Origin of the sequence: Serratia sp. CY40230 (genome assembly GCF_052168835.1) — a bacterium.
Taxonomy (GTDB): Bacteria; Pseudomonadota; Gammaproteobacteria; order Enterobacterales; family Enterobacteriaceae; genus Serratia; species Serratia nematodiphila.
Window position 1 is genome coordinate 13,838 of sequence record NZ_JBJNLX010000010.1, and the last position, 16,936, is coordinate 30,773.

At 60.0% G+C, this 16,936-nt stretch carries 17 protein-coding genes and 1 riboswitch; of the genes, 7 read left to right on the plus strand and 10 right to left on the minus strand.

Annotated features, from left to right (window positions below; all coding sequences use genetic code 11):
* Window position 1: 1 nt before the first annotated feature.
* The gene (locus ACJ8IJ_RS23505) at window positions 2-1,276 is read left to right on the plus strand and encodes a sensor histidine kinase (RefSeq protein ID WP_442518962.1); all 1,275 of its coding nucleotides are present in this window, start codon (window positions 2-4) and stop codon (window positions 1,274-1,276) included.
* Here the strand turns inward: ACJ8IJ_RS23505 and ACJ8IJ_RS23510 are convergent.
* The 8 genes from ACJ8IJ_RS23510 to ACJ8IJ_RS23545 all read right to left on the minus strand — a co-directional run bounded on the left by ACJ8IJ_RS23510 (window position 1,262) and on the right by ACJ8IJ_RS23545 (window position 8,992).
* Window positions 1,262-2,041, minus strand: coding sequence for a helix-turn-helix domain-containing protein (locus tag ACJ8IJ_RS23510; RefSeq protein WP_033631531.1), 780 nt, complete (start codon window positions 2,039-2,041; stop codon window positions 1,262-1,264). The two genes, ACJ8IJ_RS23505 and ACJ8IJ_RS23510, sit on opposite strands and share 15 nt — an antisense overlap.
* A gap of 729 nt (window positions 2,042-2,770) precedes the next feature.
* Window positions 2,771-3,904, minus strand: a complete 1,134-nt coding sequence (thiH, locus tag ACJ8IJ_RS23515; RefSeq protein ID WP_442518963.1) for a 2-iminoacetate synthase ThiH — start codon at window positions 3,902-3,904, stop codon at window positions 2,771-2,773.
* Window positions 3,904-4,683 carry a thiazole synthase gene (locus ACJ8IJ_RS23520; RefSeq protein WP_442518964.1) on the minus strand — a complete coding sequence of 260 codons (780 nt, stop codon included), beginning with the start codon at window positions 4,681-4,683 and terminating at the stop codon, window positions 3,904-3,906. Before ACJ8IJ_RS23520 ends, thiH begins: the two co-directional genes overlap by 1 nt.
* A 1-nt stretch (window position 4,684) precedes the next feature.
* The gene (gene thiS / locus ACJ8IJ_RS23525) at window positions 4,685-4,885 is read right to left on the minus strand and encodes a sulfur carrier protein ThiS (RefSeq protein ID WP_004929884.1); all 201 of its coding nucleotides are present in this window, start codon (window positions 4,883-4,885) and stop codon (window positions 4,685-4,687) included.
* Window positions 4,882-5,631: a HesA/MoeB/ThiF family protein gene (locus ACJ8IJ_RS23530; protein ID WP_004929883.1), complete on the minus strand. Its 750-nt coding sequence runs from the start codon at window positions 5,629-5,631 to the stop codon at window positions 4,882-4,884. Before ACJ8IJ_RS23530 ends, thiS begins: the two co-directional genes overlap by 4 nt.
* The gene (gene thiE, locus ACJ8IJ_RS23535) at window positions 5,624-6,274 is read right to left on the minus strand and encodes a thiamine phosphate synthase (protein ID WP_049188097.1); all 651 of its coding nucleotides are present in this window, start codon (window positions 6,272-6,274) and stop codon (window positions 5,624-5,626) included. The genes ACJ8IJ_RS23530 and thiE overlap by 8 nt, the downstream gene beginning before the upstream one ends.
* Complete coding sequence (thiC, locus tag ACJ8IJ_RS23540; protein ID WP_046688072.1) at window positions 6,267-8,210, minus strand: phosphomethylpyrimidine synthase ThiC; 1,944 nt, start codon at window positions 8,208-8,210, stop codon at window positions 6,267-6,269. The genes thiE and thiC overlap by 8 nt, the downstream gene beginning before the upstream one ends.
* 114 nt (window positions 8,211-8,324) lie before the next feature.
* A riboswitch (TPP riboswitch) is annotated at window positions 8,325-8,449 on the minus strand.
* Window positions 8,450-8,488: 39 nt separating this feature from the next.
* Window positions 8,489-8,992 (minus strand): Rsd/AlgQ family anti-sigma factor, encoded by a 504-nt coding sequence (locus ACJ8IJ_RS23545; protein ID WP_004929879.1) that lies wholly within the window; start codon window positions 8,990-8,992, stop codon window positions 8,489-8,491.
* A gap of 101 nt (window positions 8,993-9,093) precedes the next feature.
* Here ACJ8IJ_RS23545 and nudC point away from each other — a divergent pair, with 101 nt between their 5' ends.
* From nudC to ACJ8IJ_RS23575, 6 genes are all read left to right on the plus strand, one after another.
* Window positions 9,094-9,861, plus strand: a complete 768-nt coding sequence (gene nudC, locus ACJ8IJ_RS23550) for an NAD(+) diphosphatase (protein WP_442518965.1) — start codon at window positions 9,094-9,096, stop codon at window positions 9,859-9,861.
* Window positions 9,862-9,899: 38 nt separating this feature from the next.
* The gene (gene hemE / locus ACJ8IJ_RS23555) at window positions 9,900-10,964 is read left to right on the plus strand and encodes a uroporphyrinogen decarboxylase (protein ID WP_442518966.1); all 1,065 of its coding nucleotides are present in this window, start codon (window positions 9,900-9,902) and stop codon (window positions 10,962-10,964) included.
* A 9-nt stretch (window positions 10,965-10,973) separates the two neighbouring features.
* Complete coding sequence (gene nfi, locus ACJ8IJ_RS23560) at window positions 10,974-11,660, plus strand: deoxyribonuclease V (RefSeq protein ID WP_442518967.1); 687 nt, start codon at window positions 10,974-10,976, stop codon at window positions 11,658-11,660.
* A gap of 48 nt (window positions 11,661-11,708) precedes the next feature.
* Window positions 11,709-12,299, plus strand: coding sequence for a YjaG family protein (locus ACJ8IJ_RS23565; protein ID WP_004929875.1), 591 nt, complete (start codon window positions 11,709-11,711; stop codon window positions 12,297-12,299).
* A 189-nt stretch (window positions 12,300-12,488) separates the two neighbouring features.
* A complete protein-coding gene (gene hupA, locus ACJ8IJ_RS23570) occupies window positions 12,489-12,761 on the plus strand; it encodes a nucleoid-associated protein HU-alpha (RefSeq protein WP_004929874.1) in 273 nt (90 codons plus the stop codon).
* A 36-nt stretch (window positions 12,762-12,797) separates the two neighbouring features.
* A complete protein-coding gene (locus ACJ8IJ_RS23575) occupies window positions 12,798-13,469 on the plus strand; it encodes a DUF1481 domain-containing protein (RefSeq protein ID WP_342579464.1) in 672 nt (223 codons plus the stop codon).
* A 49-nt stretch (window positions 13,470-13,518) separates the two neighbouring features.
* Here the strand turns inward: ACJ8IJ_RS23575 and purD are convergent, their stop codons facing one another.
* Window positions 13,519-14,802, minus strand: a complete 1,284-nt coding sequence (gene purD, locus ACJ8IJ_RS23580) for a phosphoribosylamine--glycine ligase (RefSeq protein ID WP_275095342.1) — start codon at window positions 14,800-14,802, stop codon at window positions 13,519-13,521.
* A gap of 48 nt (window positions 14,803-14,850) precedes the next feature.
* Entirely contained in the window at window positions 14,851-16,440 is a 1,590-nt protein-coding gene (gene purH / locus ACJ8IJ_RS23585; RefSeq protein WP_033631541.1) for a bifunctional phosphoribosylaminoimidazolecarboxamide formyltransferase/IMP cyclohydrolase, read from the minus strand.
* Window positions 16,441-16,936 lie beyond the last annotated feature (496 nt).

A 16,936-nucleotide genomic window follows, 5' to 3' on the forward strand; every position in this document is an offset into this window, starting at 1 on the left:
GATGAGCAAAAAACTGATCGGTACTCTTATCGCGTTGGTTGCCATCTTCTCCTTATTGATTTTGTTGATTGCCATTAACTTCGGCGGCGTAAAAGAGCGCTATAAGCAGATCGAGCCCAATCTGGACAACTACTCGGTGGCCGAGATCCTGTTTCTGGCGTTTGAAAGGACCAAAATCGCGCTGTTGCTCAGTGAAAACAACGACTACGACGCCTTCCAGATCAAAAAGAAAATCTTCTACTCGAAGATTCAGATCCTGGAGAGCCGTTCGACCTTCAGCGACTCTTTTTATTACGACGACGAGTTCATCAAAAATGTTGCGCTGCTGAAGCAGCAGTATCGCACGTTGGACGATCTTTCTGCCGGCTTGCTGGTGGGGCTGAAAAACAAGGCGGACATTCTCTCTTATATGGATGATATCGAGGGTACGCTGGTCGATATCCAGGAAATTATTTATCGGATACAGATTAAAAACTTTACCGAAGTGAAAGGCATCATCCAGGACAACTCGAGTAAAGCCGAGATGTTCGCCCTCTTTTCGCTGATTTTAGTGTTCCTGATGATGTTCCTGGTGCTGAGAAACGCCTTCTCGTTGAAAGAGATCATCAAGAACAAGAACATCTTTATCTCTTCCATCTACCACGAGATCGCCGGCTCGACCCAGGCCATCGTCATTGCCGCGGATATCATGGAACATGAGCTGGCGCAGGAAGAGTTGAAAAAAGAAGCCCGTCTGATCTCCTATCACGGTAACAAGATCGCCGAACAAACGCGCGAGGTGATGGATTATTCTCGGCTTGAGATGGGAGAAGTTAAAATCAATATTTCCACCTTCCGGCTGAATGAGGTGGTGGACGATGCCGTAACCGGCATCGGCGCCGGGCGAGGCAATCGCCTCGTGATCCATCGTTCGTCTTATGCCGGCCTGATTGGTTCTGATAAATACAAGCTCTACCGAATATTGGCCAACCTGCTCAGCAATGCGGATAAGTTTACCCACCACGGCGCGATCGCCCTCAATGTGAAGGTGTGTCACGGCAATCTGTATTTGCGGGTAAAAGACACCGGCATCGGGTTTAACGTCGATAATCTGGATCGGTTATATAAGGCGTTCAATCAGGGGGTAGAAAGGGAGACGCGGCAGGGATTAGGGCTGGGGCTGACCATTATCAAAAATTACGTCACGACGATGAAAGGCACCATCAAGGTCCAATCCGTCGAAGGGGTTGGCTCATCGTTTTTGATCCGCATTCCGGTCAAACTAATTAAAGAATAGGTTCGACAGCAATAGCGAAGAGATAATCAGCGGCTTGGTCGGTTTTTCCACCAGGTGCACGTCATAGTGCAGGATCATATCGCCGATGTTTTTCTCGTAATGATTCAGCTGGCCGGTCAGAATGATGATGCGGGCGTGCGGATCGAGGGCGTCTTTAATTTTCTTCACCACGCGTTCGGAAGTCTCGCCGAAGTCCAACAGCCAGTCCAAAATAAACGCCTCAAAGGACTGCTGCTCCAGCGCGGCCAGCATGGCGTCCGCCGTCTGAAAGGTCTCAGCCTCGATGCCGTAGCGGCTGGCGATCTTCTTCAACAGTTCGAGAATATCGCCGTCATTATCCAGGATCGCGATGCGCGGGGCCGGCAGAAAGTCTATCTTGTTGACTTTATACAGCGGGGCATCGGCTGCATATTCCCGATTGGTGTTGATGATGAAAAGATCGTCCTTTTTGTAGGCGTAAGTTTCGTCGTTGTCCGCTTGCGTGACCGGGCGCTCGTCGACCTCAATGTTACAGCGCTTGTGAATGCTGTTCATGATAAACACGCCGTTATGTGTCCTTTGGCCGGCAAACGGCTCGTTGAAATACTGGAAAACCTTTTTGACTTCATCGAGGGTGATGCCCCTTTTGCCATCCAGCTTCTGTTTGGCGCTGTTGTACTGAAGGTTCAGTATGTTGGCCATCGTGGAGGCATGTTTTCTGTCGCCAACTCCTTTCAGAGTGAGCAACGCGCTGATTGCATCGATGTAATTTGGCGTTTTCTTCATGACAACCTTGGCTTTTTTGATGTTAACCGCGAGCGTTGCAAAACCTGCGTGAGGACCCGTGCTGGATTATAGATGAAGCCTCGGTTATTGCGGTGATATCAGTTTGATTTTCCTTGGCAAACTCAAAACACACTCGATGACAAATAAAAAAACACTCAAAAGACATTCACATTTAGCCGTTTATGTGGTTAATTAGCGCACATACTGTGTGATTCGCGTCCTGGGGGGGTGCCAGTCTCACAAAATAAACCGCCTGCTCTTGTCCGTAAGCAGGGAGCAGGCGGCAAAAAGATCCGCGGCCGACACCAGGGCCATTGGCAGCGCCGGGGATGGCTACTCGAACCTCTCTTCGTCGCTGTACCTTCTTTTTTCCTCTCTCCCCACTTTTCTGCCGCAACAGCGTCCTATGAGTCTCACCGCTGAGTGAGTGCCGAGCACCGTTATGCCACAGTCCTTTAGCCGACAAGGCACCTGCCCGTACACCCTTACAGGCCGCGATACGCCATATGCGCGTTGCTGCGGAGAGGGCCCGGAGTCGCGCAAGAGAATCTCCGGCGCGATCCGGAGTGGGATAAGGCGGGGCCATCGAGAGGGAAACGGCCCCGGCCGGCGCCGGGTTTGGCGGCCGGCAAGGTCACTATAATCGGCGGGCCTGCCGGCGCCAGCGCCACCGTTCGGCATTGCGCGGCCGCTCCAGCGTTTTCTTCACGCGGCGGTAAACGTTGCCGCTTATTGCGCACCGCGTCCCAGATAACCGTCCCAGTCTTTCCACACCGGCTGCAGCCCGGCGTTGCTGATGGCCTCGGCGACCTGCTGCGGCGTGCGGCCGTCGTGCGGTTCGAACTGTTCCAGCTCCGGCGGCACGTCATCGGCATAGCCGCCGGGCTGCGTCTTGGATCCGGCGCTGACGCTGTTGATCGCCACCGGGATCATATGATCGCGGAAGTACGGCGACTCACGCGTAGACAGCGACAGCTCAACGTCCGGCGCGAACAGCCGGAAGGCGCAGATCAGCTGCACCAGCTGAGGCTCGCTCATGATCGACGCCGGTTCAATGCCGCCGGCGCAGGGGCGCAGGCGCGGGAACGAGATCGAGTAGCGGCTCTGCCAGTAGGTTTGCTGCAGGTAAAACAGATGTTCCGCCAGCAGGTAGCAGTCGGTGCGCCAACTGTTGGACAGGCCGATCAACGCACCGAGGCCGATCTTGTCGATCCCAGCGCGTCCCAGGCGATCCGGCGTGGCCAGGCGCCAATGGAAATCCTGCTTCTGGCCGCGCAGGTGATGCTGCAGATAGGTGGCCGGATGGTAGGTTTCCTGGTACACCAGCACGCCGTCCAGACCCAGCGTTTTCAGTTCGGCGTATTCCTCCTGCGCCAACGGCTGCACTTCCATCATCAGCGAACTGAAGTGTCGGCGGATCGCCGGGATGTGCTGGCGGAAATAGTCCATGCCGACCTTGGTCTGATGCTCGCCGGTGACCAGCAACAGATGTTCGAACCCCAGCGCCTGGATGGCTTCACACTCGCGTGCGATCTCCGCCGCATCCAGCGTTTTGCGCTTGATGCGGTTGTTCATCGAAAAGCCGCAGTAGGTACAGTCGTTGGCGCACAGGTTAGAGAGGTACAGCGGCACATAGAAGCTGACGACGTTGCCGAATCGCTGACGGGTCAGCTGCTGCGCGCGCTGCGCCAGCGGTTCCAGATACGGCGCGGCGGCGGGGGAGATCAGCGCCATAAAGTCGTCGCGCGTCAGCTTGTCGGCGTTCAATGCGCGTTCCACGTCGCGCGCGGTTTTGCCGTTGATGCGCAGCGTAATGTCGTCCCAATCCAGCTGTTGCCAGCGGCTACTGAAATCGTCGGCCATCACTGCGCCTCCTCTGGCTGGCTGAGGAAGGCGGTCAGCGGGCTCGAGGCGACCGCGCCGCGCTGGCTCGCGCCTAACCCGGCGCTGCGCGCCAATTCGCCGGCCTCCAGCGCCAGGCGAAACGCCCGCGCCATTTGCACCGGATCGCGCGCCACGGCGATGGCGGTATTCACCAGCACCGCGTCGGCGCCCAGCTCCATCGCTTCCAGCGCGTGGCTCGGCGCGCCGATACCGGCGTCAACCACCACCGGCACCTTGGCCTGTTCGATGATGATCTCGAGGAAGTCGCGGGTGCGCAGACCGCGGTTGGAACCGATAGGGGCGCCGAGCGGCATCACCGCCGCGCAGCCCGCCTCTTCCAGCCGTTTGCACAGCACCGGATCGGCGCCGCAGTAGGGCAGCACCACAAAACCGTCTTTCACCAGCGTTTCCGCCGCCTTCAGCGTTTCTATCGGATCCGGCAGCAGGTATTTCACATCGGGGTGGATCTCCAGCTTCACCCAGCGGGTGCCGAGCGCTTCACGCGCCAGCCGGGCGGCGAATACCGCTTCGGCGGCCGTTTTGGCGCCGGAGGTGTTGGGCAACAGCCTGACGCCCAGCTGCTGCAGCGGCGCCAAAATGGCGTCGTTGCCGCCGCGCAGATCGACGCGCTTCATGGCCATGGTCACCAGCTGCGAACCGGAGGCCGCCAGCGCCTCCAGCATCAGCACCGGGGTGGCGAACTTGCCGGTGCCGGTGAACAGGCGTGAGGTAAAAGTGGTATCGGCGATTTTCAGCATGTCAGCCTCCGGCGATCGCTTGAAACAGCAAAATGTCGTCACCGTCCTGCACCTGATGGTCGGCCCAGTCGGCGCGCGGGATGATGGTTTGGTTGATCGCCAGCGCGGTGCCCGGCTGGTGGCGTTCCAGCTGGGCCAGCAGGGCGGCGACGCTGAGCGGCTGCGCCAGCTCCAGCGGTTGGTCGTTTAAACGGATCTTCATGCCGCGCCTCCGCATACCGGGCAGGCACGGGCCTGGCTCAGTTGCAGCGTGCTCCAGCTCTGCTGCTTGCCGTCGAACAGCCGCAGTTTACCGCTGAGGGAAGATGGCATGCCGGCCAGCATCTTGATGGCCTCCAGCGCTTGCAGGGTGCCGATCACGCCCACCACCGGGCCGAGTACCCCGGCGGTGCGGCAGTTGCGCTGCGGCTCTTCCTGTTCCGGGTACAGGCAGGCGTAGCAGCCGTGCGCATAGGGCGGCTCGAGCACCAGCAGCTGGCCGCTGAAGCCGACCGCGCTGCCGCTGATCAGCGGCTTGGCGGCGGCGATGCAGGCGGCATTGACCTCATGGCGGGTCGCCATATTGTCGCAGCAGTCCAGCACCAGATCGGCGCGGGCGACCGCGTCGCGCAGCGCTTGCCCTTGCAGCCGCTGCGCCAGCGGGATGGATTCCACCAACGGGTTCAGCGCCTGCAGGTGGCGTTGCGCCAGCGCCGCCTTGCCGGTGGCGGTATCGGCGCTGCGGTAGAGGATTTGCCGCTGCAGGTTGGTGACGTGCAGCTGGTCGTCGTCGGCCAGCAGCAGCGTGCCGACGCCGGCGGCGGCCAGATACAGCGAAGCCGGGGAACCGAGCCCACCTAAACCGACGATCAGCACCGTGGCGCGCTTGAGTTTCTCCTGGCCTTCCGGGCCGACGTCCTCCAGCAGCAGCTGGCGGCTGTAGCGCAGGAATTCCTGATCGTTAAGCATCGTTCGGATCCTCGCCTTCGATTAGCCGCAGCAGCTCGGCCGTCGCCGCGCGCCAGTCCGGCGCCTGGGTGATGGCGCTGACCACCGCCACGCTGCCGACGCCGCACGCCAGCACCGCCGGTACGCGATCGATACTGATCCCGCCGATCGCCACCGTTGGGTAATCCGCCAGGCCGGCGATGTGGCGTTTCAACTCCGTCAGCCCCTGCGGCGCCGAAGGCATGTCTTTGGTTTGGGTGGGGAAGATGTGCCCCAACGCGATGTAGGACGGTTTCACCGCCAGCGCGCGCGCCAGTTCGGCGTCGTCATGGGTGGAAACGCCGAGCCGCAGCCCGGCGCGGTGAATGGCCGCCAGATCGGTGGTATCGAGATCTTCCTGGCCCAGATGTACGCCGTAGGCGCAGTGCTTGATCGCCAGCCGCCAGTAGTCGTTGATGAACAGCCGCGCCTGATAACGCCGGCCCAGCGCGATGGCGGCAGCGATATCCTCTTCGACCTGCTCATCCGGCAGATCCTTGATGCGCAGCTGGATCGTGGTGACGCCGGCTTCCAGCAGACGAGCGATCCATTCCACGCTGTCGACGACCGGGTAAAGCCCCAGTTTGTGGGGCGTCGCCGGGAAGGGGGTCGTGATATCAGTCATTGCTGGTCTCCTCCTGCAAATTGCCGGCGCTGTGATACAGCTCGCTGCCGCGGGCGCGGAACTCGGCGGACATTTTCTCCATACCGGTCAGCTGCACCTCGATCGGTTTGGCGGCCTCTTGGGCGGCGGCGTAGTCGCGCACCTCCTGCGAAATCTTCATCGAGCAGAATTTTGGTCCGCACATCGAGCAGAAGTGGGCGATCTTGCCGGATTCCTGCGGCAGGGTTTCGTCGTGATAGGCGCGCGCGGTGGCCGGATCGAGCGCCAGATTGAACTGATCTTCCCAGCGGAATTCGAAACGCGCCTTGGACATGGCGTTATCGCGGATCTGCGCGCCCGGATGGCCTTTGGCCAGATCGGCGGCGTGAGCGGCGATCTTGTAGGTGATCAGGCCCTGTTTGACGTCCTCTTTGTTCGGCAGGCCGAGGTGCTCTTTCGGCGTGACGTAACACAGCATGGCGCAGCCGAACCAGCCGATCATCGCCGCGCCGATGCCGGAGGTGAAATGGTCATAGCCCGGGGCGATATCGGTGGTCAGCGGGCCGAGGGTGTAGAATGGCGCTTCGTGGCAGTGTTCCAGCTCTTCGGTCATGTTGCGGCGGATCATCTGCATCGGCACGTGGCCTGGGCCCTCGATCATCACCTGCACGTCGTATTCCCAGGCGATTTTGGTCAGCTCGCCCAGCGTATGCAGTTCGGCGAACTGGGCTTCGTCGTTGGCGTCCTGAATTGAGCCGGGGCGCAGGCCGTCGCCGAGCGACAGCGAAACGTCGTAGGCGGCGCAGATCTCACAGATTTCGCGGAAATGCTGATAGAGGAAGTTTTCCTGATGGTGCGACAGACACCATTTGGCCATGATCGAGCCGCCGCGCGACACGATGCCGGTCAGGCGTTTGGCGGTCATCGGCACGTAACGCAGCAGCACGCCGGCGTGGATGGTGAAGTAGTCGACCCCTTGCTCCGCCTGTTCCAGCAGCGTATCGCGGAACATCTCCCAGGTGAGGTTTTCCGCCACGCCGTTGACCTTCTCCAGCGCCTGGTAGATCGGCACGGTGCCGATGGGCACCGGGCTGTTGCGCAGGATCCACTCGCGGGTTTCGTGAATATAGCGGCCGGTGGAGAGATCCATCACGGTGTCTGCGCCCCAGCGGGTGGCCCATACCAGCTTCTCCACCTCTTCTTCGATCGACGACGTGACCGCCGAGTTGCCGATATTGGCGTTCACCTTTACCAGGAAATTGCGGCCGATAATCATCGGCTCCGCTTCCGGGTGATTGATGTTGGCGGGAATGATGGCGCGGCCGGCGGCCACTTCCTGGCGCACGAACTCCGGCGTGATGTTGTCCGGCAGGTTGGCGCCCCAGCCCTGGCCCGGATGCTGGTGGCGCAGCACCTCGCCGCGAATGCGCTCGCGCCCCATGTTTTCGCGGATGGCGATGAACTCCATCTCCGGGGTGACGATGCCGGCGCGGGCGTAGTGCAACTGGGTGACGCACTTGCCCGGCAGCGCTTTGCGCGGCAGCGGCAGGTGTTCGAAACGCAGGTGATCGAGACCTTCGTCCGCCAGCCGCTGCTGGGTGAAGCCGGAGCTGGCACCGCTCAGGGTGGCGGTATCGCCGCGTGCGTCGATCCAGCCGGCGCGCAGCTTGGCCAGGCCGGCGTGCACGTCGAGCTCGGCTTGCGGATCGCCGTACGGGCCGGCGGTGTCATACACCGGGATCGCCTCGTTCTGTTCATACTGCGGGCTATCTTTGCTGCCGCCGACCAGGGTCGGGCTGAGCTGAATTTCGCGCATCGGCACCTGGATATCGCGGCGCGAACCCTGCAGGTAGATGCGGCGTGAGTTTGGGAAAGCCATGCCTTGCAGGGTGTCGATAAACTGCTGGGCGGCTTCGCGTTGCGCTTTACGGGCGCGCGGTGGATTAACGTTAGACATAGCAAGTTCCTACCAGTGTGTTGGGTTGGGAAAGTTGCTTGTCTGGAGCTCGGAGGGAGTAATGATGGTGGCCGATAAGGCAGGGCACCCGCAAGGGGAAGGCCGTGTCTGTGGCGATAGATTACTCTTGTTCCCTTCGCGGGTATTAACCCGATCAGGTTCCGCGGATCCCGAATTAACGGTCTCAGCCTGGCTGATTCGATGAACAAATCAGGCGCTAGGCACTCCGACAAGATGCCCCCCAGTATAGGAGGGATAAGAAAAAAAACTATAAAATTTTAACGCGCCGGATCCAGCGCCTGGTCCGGCAGCGGTTGCTGCGTGGCTTCCGCTTCCAGCAGGATCAGCTTATCTTCCAGCGCAAAGCGCGCCGCCAGCGTTTCGCCGATATCCGACAAGGCCTGGTGGAATTCCAGACAAACCTCCTGATCGATATCCACTTCGGTATAGCGATCGTGGAACGCCATGATCTGTTCGGTATTGGCCCATAGCTTGGGGTAGATGTTCACCGCCAGCGACATTTTCGGACTGGCTGCGCCTTCCACTTGTTTGATAATTCTGTCATAGATATGAAAATGCCCTGCGGAGAGGTAATCCACCAGGTTATGGCAAAAGTTCTCCAGCGCTTTTTCATTCAGCGGCGTATGCTTTTCTTTATTCGGTTTGAGGCCTACCAGCGTGCAGTAGGCGACCAGCAACTGCTTGCGGGCCTGAAGCCATTGATCAACTAATTCATTACTACCGCCAACGCGCTGAGTCAGCCTTTCCAAACGGTTGAGCATGTTTGACTCCGTGTAAGTAACAAAAGTAACCGGTAAGTTATTAAAATGTAACAAAGCCGATTTGTAGAGTGCCAGTGAAGCTGAGGTTGTGCAACAACGATATGGAACTTGCATTAACGGGCAATGAAAACGGCTGGTGGATCGTCAGCCATGAAAGCAAACTTTGGTTACCGAACGGTGAATTGCCGTCGGGGAGCGCCGCCGCCCTCGGGCTGCAGGGCCACATGGCGCACGTCATCGGTGAGTGGGAGGGCGCGCCGGTCTGGCTGGTGCGCCAGGCGATGCCGCGGGAGATGGGGTCGGTGCGTCAGCTGTTGGATCAGGATCGTGGTCTGTTCCAGCTTGCCGGGCGCGGCGTGCAGTTGGCGGATTTCTACCGCTCCCATCGCTATTGCGGCTACTGTGGCCATGAGATGCACCTCAGCCGCACCGAAAGCGCCTGCCTCTGCGGCCACTGCAAAGAACGGTACTATCCGCAGATTGCGCCCTGCGTGATCGTCGCCATTCGGCGCGACGATCAGATCCTGCTGGCGCAGCACGTGCGCCATCGCGGCGGCATTCACACGGTGCTGGCCGGTTTCGTTGAAGTGGGCGAAACGCTGGAGCAAGCGGTGGCGCGCGAAGTGATGGAAGAGAGCAATATTGAAATCAAGAACCTGCGCTACGTCACGTCACAACCCTGGCCGTTTCCGCACTCGCTGATGATGGCCTTTATGGCCGATTACCACCAGGGTGAGATTCGTCACGATCCCAAGGAGCTGCTCAATGCCGGCTGGTATCGTTACGACCAACTGCCGCTGTTGCCGCCGCCCGGCACCGTGGCGCGCCGCTTGATTGAGGACACCGTGGCGCTGTGCCGGGCAGAATAATGTACAATGGCCGGCAGATTATTAAGGGAGCCCCATAAATGACTGAGTTGAAGAACGATCGTTACCTGCGCGCGCTGTTGCGCCAGCCGGTGGATGTGACCCCCGTATGGATGATGCGCCAGGCCGGTCGTTATTTACCGGAGTACAAGGCGACTCGCGCCCAGGCCGGTGATTTCATGTCGCTGTGCAAGAACGCGGAGCTGGCCTGCGAGGTTACGCTGCAGCCGCTGCGCCGCTACGCGCTGGACGCCGCCATCCTGTTCTCCGACATTCTCACCATTCCCGACGCCATGGGGCTCGGCCTGTACTTTGAAGCCGGCGAAGGCCCGCGTTTCAGCTCCCCCGTCACCTGCCGCGCCGACGTCGACAAACTGCCGGCGTTCGATCCGGAAGTGGAGCTGGGCTATGTGATGAACGCGGTGCGCACCATTCGCCGCGAGCTGAAGGGCGAAGTGCCGCTGATCGGCTTCTCCGGCAGCCCGTGGACGCTGGCTACCTATATGGTTGAGGGCGGCAGCAGCAAGGCCTTCACCAAGCTGAAGAAGATGATGTATGCCGAGCCGGCCACGCTGCACCTGTTGCTGGACAAGCTGGCGGACAGCGTGATCCTGTATCTCAATGCCCAGATCAAGGCCGGCGCGCAGTCGGTGATGGTGTTCGACACCTGGGGCGGCGTGCTGACCGGGCGCGATTACCGTGAGTTCTCTTTGCACTACATGCACAAGATCGTCGATGGCTTGCTGCGTGAAAACGACGGCCGCCGCGTGCCGGTAACGCTGTTCACCAAAGGCGGCGGGCAGTGGCTGGAGGCGATGGCCGCCACCGGTTGCGATGCGCTGGGGCTGGACTGGACCACCGACATTGCCGATGCGCGCCGTCGCGTAGGCGACAACGTGGCGCTGCAGGGCAATATGGATCCGTCGATGCTTTATGCTTCTCCGGCGCGCATCGCGGAAGAAGTGGAGACCATTCTGGCCGGTTTCGGCCACGGCAACGGTCATGTGTTCAACCTGGGCCACGGCATCCATCAGGATGTGCCGCCGGAGCACGCCGGGGCCTTCGTCGAGGCGGTACACGCGCAGTCGGCGAAATACCACCGTTAAGGATCCGATGTGACCGATATGGCGGCTCTGCGCGTCGAACAGCTGCGGCGCGCCGCTGAAGTCATTCGCTACGACGAGCTGCCGGCCGAACCGCCGGCGTTCATCGCCGGCGCCGATGTGGGCTTCGAGCAAGAGGGCGCGGTGACGCGCGCCGCCATCGCCATCCTGCGCTATCCGTCGCTGGAGCTGGTGGAGTATCAGGTGGCGCGCATCGCCACCGTCATGCCTTATATCCCGGGTTTCCTGTCGTTTCGCGAATACCCGGCGCTGTTGGCCGCCTGGGCGCAGCTGCGGCAAAAACCGGGGCTGATCTTCGTCGATGGGCACGGCGTTTCACATCCGCGGCGCCTCGGCGTCGCCAGCCATTTCGGCCTGCTGGTCGATGTGCCGACTATCGGCGTGGCCAAGAAGCGCCTGTGCGGCAAATTCGCGCCGCTGGACGCCGCCGTCGGCGCGCTGGCGCCGTTGGAAGATAAGGGAGAACAGCTGGGCTGGGTATGGCGTAGCAAGGCGCGTTGCAACCCGCTGTTCATCTCTACCGGTCACCGCGTGGGCGCCGACAGCGCGCTGGCGTGGGTGCAGCGCTGCATGGCGGGCTACCGTTTGCCGGAGCCGACCCGTTGGGCCGACGCCATCGCTTCGCGCCGTCCGGCGTTTCAGCGGTGGTTGCAGCAGCATCCGGAGGTGTCGCCATGAGCGATTTCGGGTACACTGCGCCGCAGATAACGCGTAAGAGAGTAAAGCATGCTACGTAACCCGATTCATTTACGTCTGGAACGGCTCGAGGGCTGGCAACATTTGACCTTTATGGCCAGTTTGTGCGAGCGTATGTACCCGAATTACCAGATGTTCTGCAAACAGACCGAGTTCGGCGATCCGGCGGTTTATCGCCGCATTCTGGATTTGGTGTGGGAAACGCTGGTGGTGAAGGACGCCAAGGTCAACTTCGACAGCCAGCTCGAGAAGTTGGAAGAGGCGATTCCGTCGGCGGAAGATTACGATCTTTACGGCGTTTACCCGGCAATTGATGCCTGTATCGCATTAGGGGAACTGATCCATTCGCGGCTCGGCGGGGAGACGCTGGAGCACGCCATCGCCATCAGTGAAACATCGATTCGCACCGTGGCGATGTTGGAAATGACCCAAGCCGGTAAGGAAATGACCGACGAAGAGTTGGAAAGTTTGCCTGCGGTAGAGGAAGAATGGGACATTCAATGGGAAATTTTCCGCCTGTTGGACGCCTGTGAAGAGCGCGATATAGACCTGATCAAGGGGCTGCGATCCGACCTGCGAGAGGCCGGTGTCAGCAACATCGGGATAAATTTAGCGCAATAAGGCAACAAAACGTGATTTAACGCCTGATTTGTCATGCCTTAAGGCTTCACATCCGCACCCTGTCTGGTCTACATTTGGGGGGCGTAAAAAAAGTGGCTATCGGTGCGTGTATGCAGGAGAGTGCTGTCAATCGGCATATCCGTCGCACTCGATGCTTTGCAAACGATAAACACACTGTAAGGATAACTTATGAACAAGACTCAACTGATTGATGTAATCGCGGACAAGGCTGACCTTTCCAAAGCACAAGCTAAACTGGCTCTGGAATCCACCCTGGCTGCAATTACTGAGTCTCTGAAAGAAGGTGATGCAGTACAATTGGTTGGCTTCGGTACTTTCAAAGTAAACCATCGTAGCGAGCGCACTGGCCGCAACCCACAGACTGGCAAAGAAATCAAAATCGCAGCAGCCAACGTGCCTGCGTTCGTTTCTGGCAAAGCACTGAAAGACGCCGTTAAATAAGACCGCGCCTCGGTGAAAAGATTAAACAGGGGGGCGATGGCGCCCCTTTTGTTTACTCGTCGGGCGCTCATGGCCGTTGGCATCGCCGTCGGCCTGAGCGCCTGCAGTTTCCATTCCGATATCCCCAGCTTTACCGCCAGCGGCTTCGTGGCCGATCAGGGCGTGATACGTCTGTGGCGTAAAGACGATGAGCAACATCGTCCGCAAGTGTTGGTCAGCGTTTACAGCCCTTACCGCGGCCCGGGTACCATTACCACGCTGTACACCTATCAGGGCGACGTGCTGCGCCAAATCAAACGTAACGACGCCGACGGCGATCGAGATTCCATTCAGCTGCGCTTTGCCGACGATGGCACGGTGAGCTTTATGCAGCGCCAGCTGGCGACACGCCGCGAACAGCTGACCCGCGATGAAATCGCCCTGTATCAATATCAGGCGCGACGGATCCTCGAAGTGAGCAATGCGCTGCGCGCCGGCAAGGTCAAATTGTTGCAGGGGCGTTGGTTGCAGGGCGAGGTGCAAACCTGCGACGGGCAGCGCTTAAAACCCGGGTTGGATGCCTCCGCCATCGCCTGGATCGAAAAACGCGCCCGCAGCAGCAGCCGGCCGGTGAGCGTCGCCTGGCTGGAAGCGCCCGAAGGCAGTGAGCTGCTGCTGGTGGCGAACGACGACTTCTGCAGCTGGGAACCGAAAGAAGACCAGCTATAAAAAAGGCCCCGCGCTGCGGAGCCTCTTGTCATGACCATGAAAGGTCAAATTATTTGCCGCGCGCAATCGCGCGATAACCGATATCTTTGCGGCAGAAGCTGCCCGTCCACTGGATGCCTTCCGCCAGCTGATAGGCGCGTTGCTGCGCCTGCGCCACGGTATCGCCCAGCGCCGTCACGCACAGCACGCGGCCGCCGCTGGTGACGACGTCATCGCCCTGCAAGCGTGTGCCGGCGTGGAAGACCTTACCGTCGGCGCTTTCCTGCTGCGGTAGCCCCTGGATCACCTCGCCGTTGCGATAGTCACCCGGATAACCGCCGGCTGCCAGCACCACGCCAAGGGCAGGGCGTTCGTCCCAATCAGAGCTCTTCTCGTTCAGACGGCCTTCGGCGCCCGCCAGACACAGCTCCACCAGATCGGAGCGCAGGCGCAGCATGATCGGCTGAGTTTCCGGATCGCCAAAACGGCAGTTGAATTCGATCACCTTCGGCTGGCCGTCGGCGGAGATCATCAGGCCGGCATACAGGAAGCCGACGTAGGTATTGCCTTCCGCCGCCATGCCGCGCACCGTCGGCCAGATCACCTGATCCATGGCGCGCCGGTGGATTTCGTCGGTCACTACCGGCGCCGGGGAGTAGGCGCCCATGCCGCCGGTGTTCGGGCCGGTGTCACCGTCGCCGACGCGTTTGTGGTCCTGGCTGGTGGCCATCGGCACCACGTTCTCGCCGTCGACCATCACGATGAAGCTGGCTTCTTCGCCGTCGAGGAACTCTTCCACCACGATGCGATGGCCGGCGTCGCCGAAGGCGTTGCCGGCCAACATGTCGCGCACAGCCTCTTCCGCTTCCTGCAGCGTCATCGCGACGATCACGCCTTTACCGGCCGCCAGGCCATCGGCCTTGATGACGATCGGCGCGCCTTTGCGGCGCACATAGGCCAGCGCCGGCTCCACCTCGGTGAAGTTTTCATATTCGGCGGTCGGGATGCGGTGGCGCGCCAGGAAATCTTTGGTGAAGGCTTTGGAGCCTTCGAGCTGTGCGGCGGCCTGTGACGGGCCGAAAATTTTCAGACCGGCGGCCTGGAAGGCATCGACCACGCCAATCACCAGCGGGGCTTCCGGCCCGACGATGGTCAGACCGATGTCATGGCTCTGGGCGAAAGCGACCAGGGCGGGGATGTCGGTGGCGGCGATCGCCACGTTTTCCAGATTGGCTTCCAGCGCAGTGCCGGCATTGCCCGGCGCAACATAGACTTTATCCGCCAGCGGAGACTGGGCGGCTTTCCAGGCCAGCGCGTGTTCGCGCCCGCCGTTGCCGATAATCAAAATGTTCATCAGAAGCTCCACGAATGGCGTGCGCCGGAGCGCACGCGGCAAAAGGAATTAATGGCGGAAGTGACGCATGTCGGTGAAGATCATCGCGATGCCGTGTTCGTTGGCGGCGGCGATCACTTCGTCGTCGCGGATCGAACCGCCCGGCTGGATCACGCAGGTGATGCCAACCGCCGCCGCGGCATCGATGCCGTCGCGGAACGGGAAGAAGGCGTCGGAGGCCATGGCGGAGCCTTTCACTTCCAGCCCTTCGTCGCCTGCTTTGATGCCGGCGATCTTGGCGGAGTAAACGCGGCTCATCTGGCCGGCGCCTATGCCGATGGTCATATTGTCACGCGCATACACGATGGCGTTGGATTTCACGAACTTGGCCACTTTCCAGCAGAACAGCGCGTCACGCAGTTCCTGTTCGGTCGGCTGGCGCTCGGATACCACGCGCAGATCGGCGGCGGTTACCATGCCCAGATCGCGATCCTGCACCAGCAGGCCGCCGTTGACGCGCTTGAAGTCCAGCCCCGCCACGCGTTGCTGCCACTGGCCGCAGGCCAGCACGCGCACGTTCTGTTTGGCGGCCAGCAGGGAGCGCGCTTCCTGGGTGACGTTTGGCGCGATGATCACTTCCACGAATTGGCGGCTGATGATCGCCTGCGCGGTGGCGGCGTCCAGCTCGCGGTTAAAGGCGATGATGCCGCCGAAGGCGGAGGTCGGGTCGGTTTGGTAAGCGCGCTCGTAGGCGGCCAGAATGTCGTCGCCGATCGCCACGCCGCAAGGGTTGGCGTGCTTGACGATCACGCAGGCCGGTTCGTCGAACTCTTTCACGCATTCCAGCGCGGCGTCGGTATCGGCGATGTTGTTATAGGACAGCGCTTTGCCCTGCAGCTGTTCGGCGGTCGCGACAGAAGCTTCCTTTACTTCTTCCTCTATATAGAAGGCGGCCTGCTGGTGGCTGTTTTCACCGTAGCGCATATCCTGCTTCTTGATGTAGTTGAGGTTCAGGGTGCGCGGGAAGCGGCCGGACGGCTGTTCGGTCTCGCCGTGGTACGCCGGCACCAGCGCGCCGAAGTAGTTGGCGATCATGCTGTCGTAGGCGGCGGTGTGTTCAAAAGCCTTGATGGCGAGATCGAAGCGGGTGGCATAGCGCAGCGAGCCGTCGTTGTTGTCCATCTCGGTAATAATGGCGGCGTAGTCGCTGCTCTTCACCACGATGGCGACGTCTTTATGGTTCTTGGCGGCGGAGCGCACCATGGTCGGGCCGCCGATATCGATATTCTCGACCGCATCCTCTAGCGAGCAATCCGGGCGCGCCACGGTTTGGGCGAACGGGTACAGATTGACGACCACCATGTCGATAGGCTTGATGTCATGCTGATTCATGACAGCGTCGTCCTGGCCGCGGCGGCCGAGAATGCCGCCGTGGACTTTCGGGTGCAGGGTCTTAACTCGTCCGTCCATCATTTCCGGGAAGCCGGTGTAGTCGGAAACTTCGGTAACGGGCAGACCGGCGTCTGCCAGCAGACGAGCAGTGCCGCCGGTGGACAGCAGTTCAACGCCGCGCTGGGAAAGCGCTTCGGCGAATTCAACGATACCGGTTTTGTCAGACACGCTGAGCAGGGCCCGGCGGATTGGACGAGGTTGTTGCATGGTTTTATCCCTTGGCTTTGAGTCGCAATTAAAGAGCGTTACGTGAATGTCCACCTCGTTCTCTCTATAAGGAAGGTTTTTTGCCTTATAAGGGAGGGTCAGGCACATATTCAGGTAACGCCCCCATTAAAAGGGGGATCGTTTCGTCGCGGGGAATTGTAGCGAAAACGTTTGCGTGGCGCTCGTAAATTTTCCGTACAAATCGCATCTGTGGATAACACTGTGCGCAAGTGGGTATAAGGCGGGGTTTTGCTGTGGAATGCAGCGAACGATCGTTTTTGCTGAAAATACCTGTTGCGGCCTGCGAGGAACTCCCTATAATGCGCCTCCATCGACACGGAACATGTGAACAACTTCACAGAGTATCCGGGGGTCGCAGAGAAAAAATCCTGAAAATTAGGGTTGACTCTGAAAGAGGAAAGCGTAATATACGCCACCTCGAGTTAGCAAGCGAAAGCGCCTAACTCACTGCTCTTTAACAATTTATCAGACAATC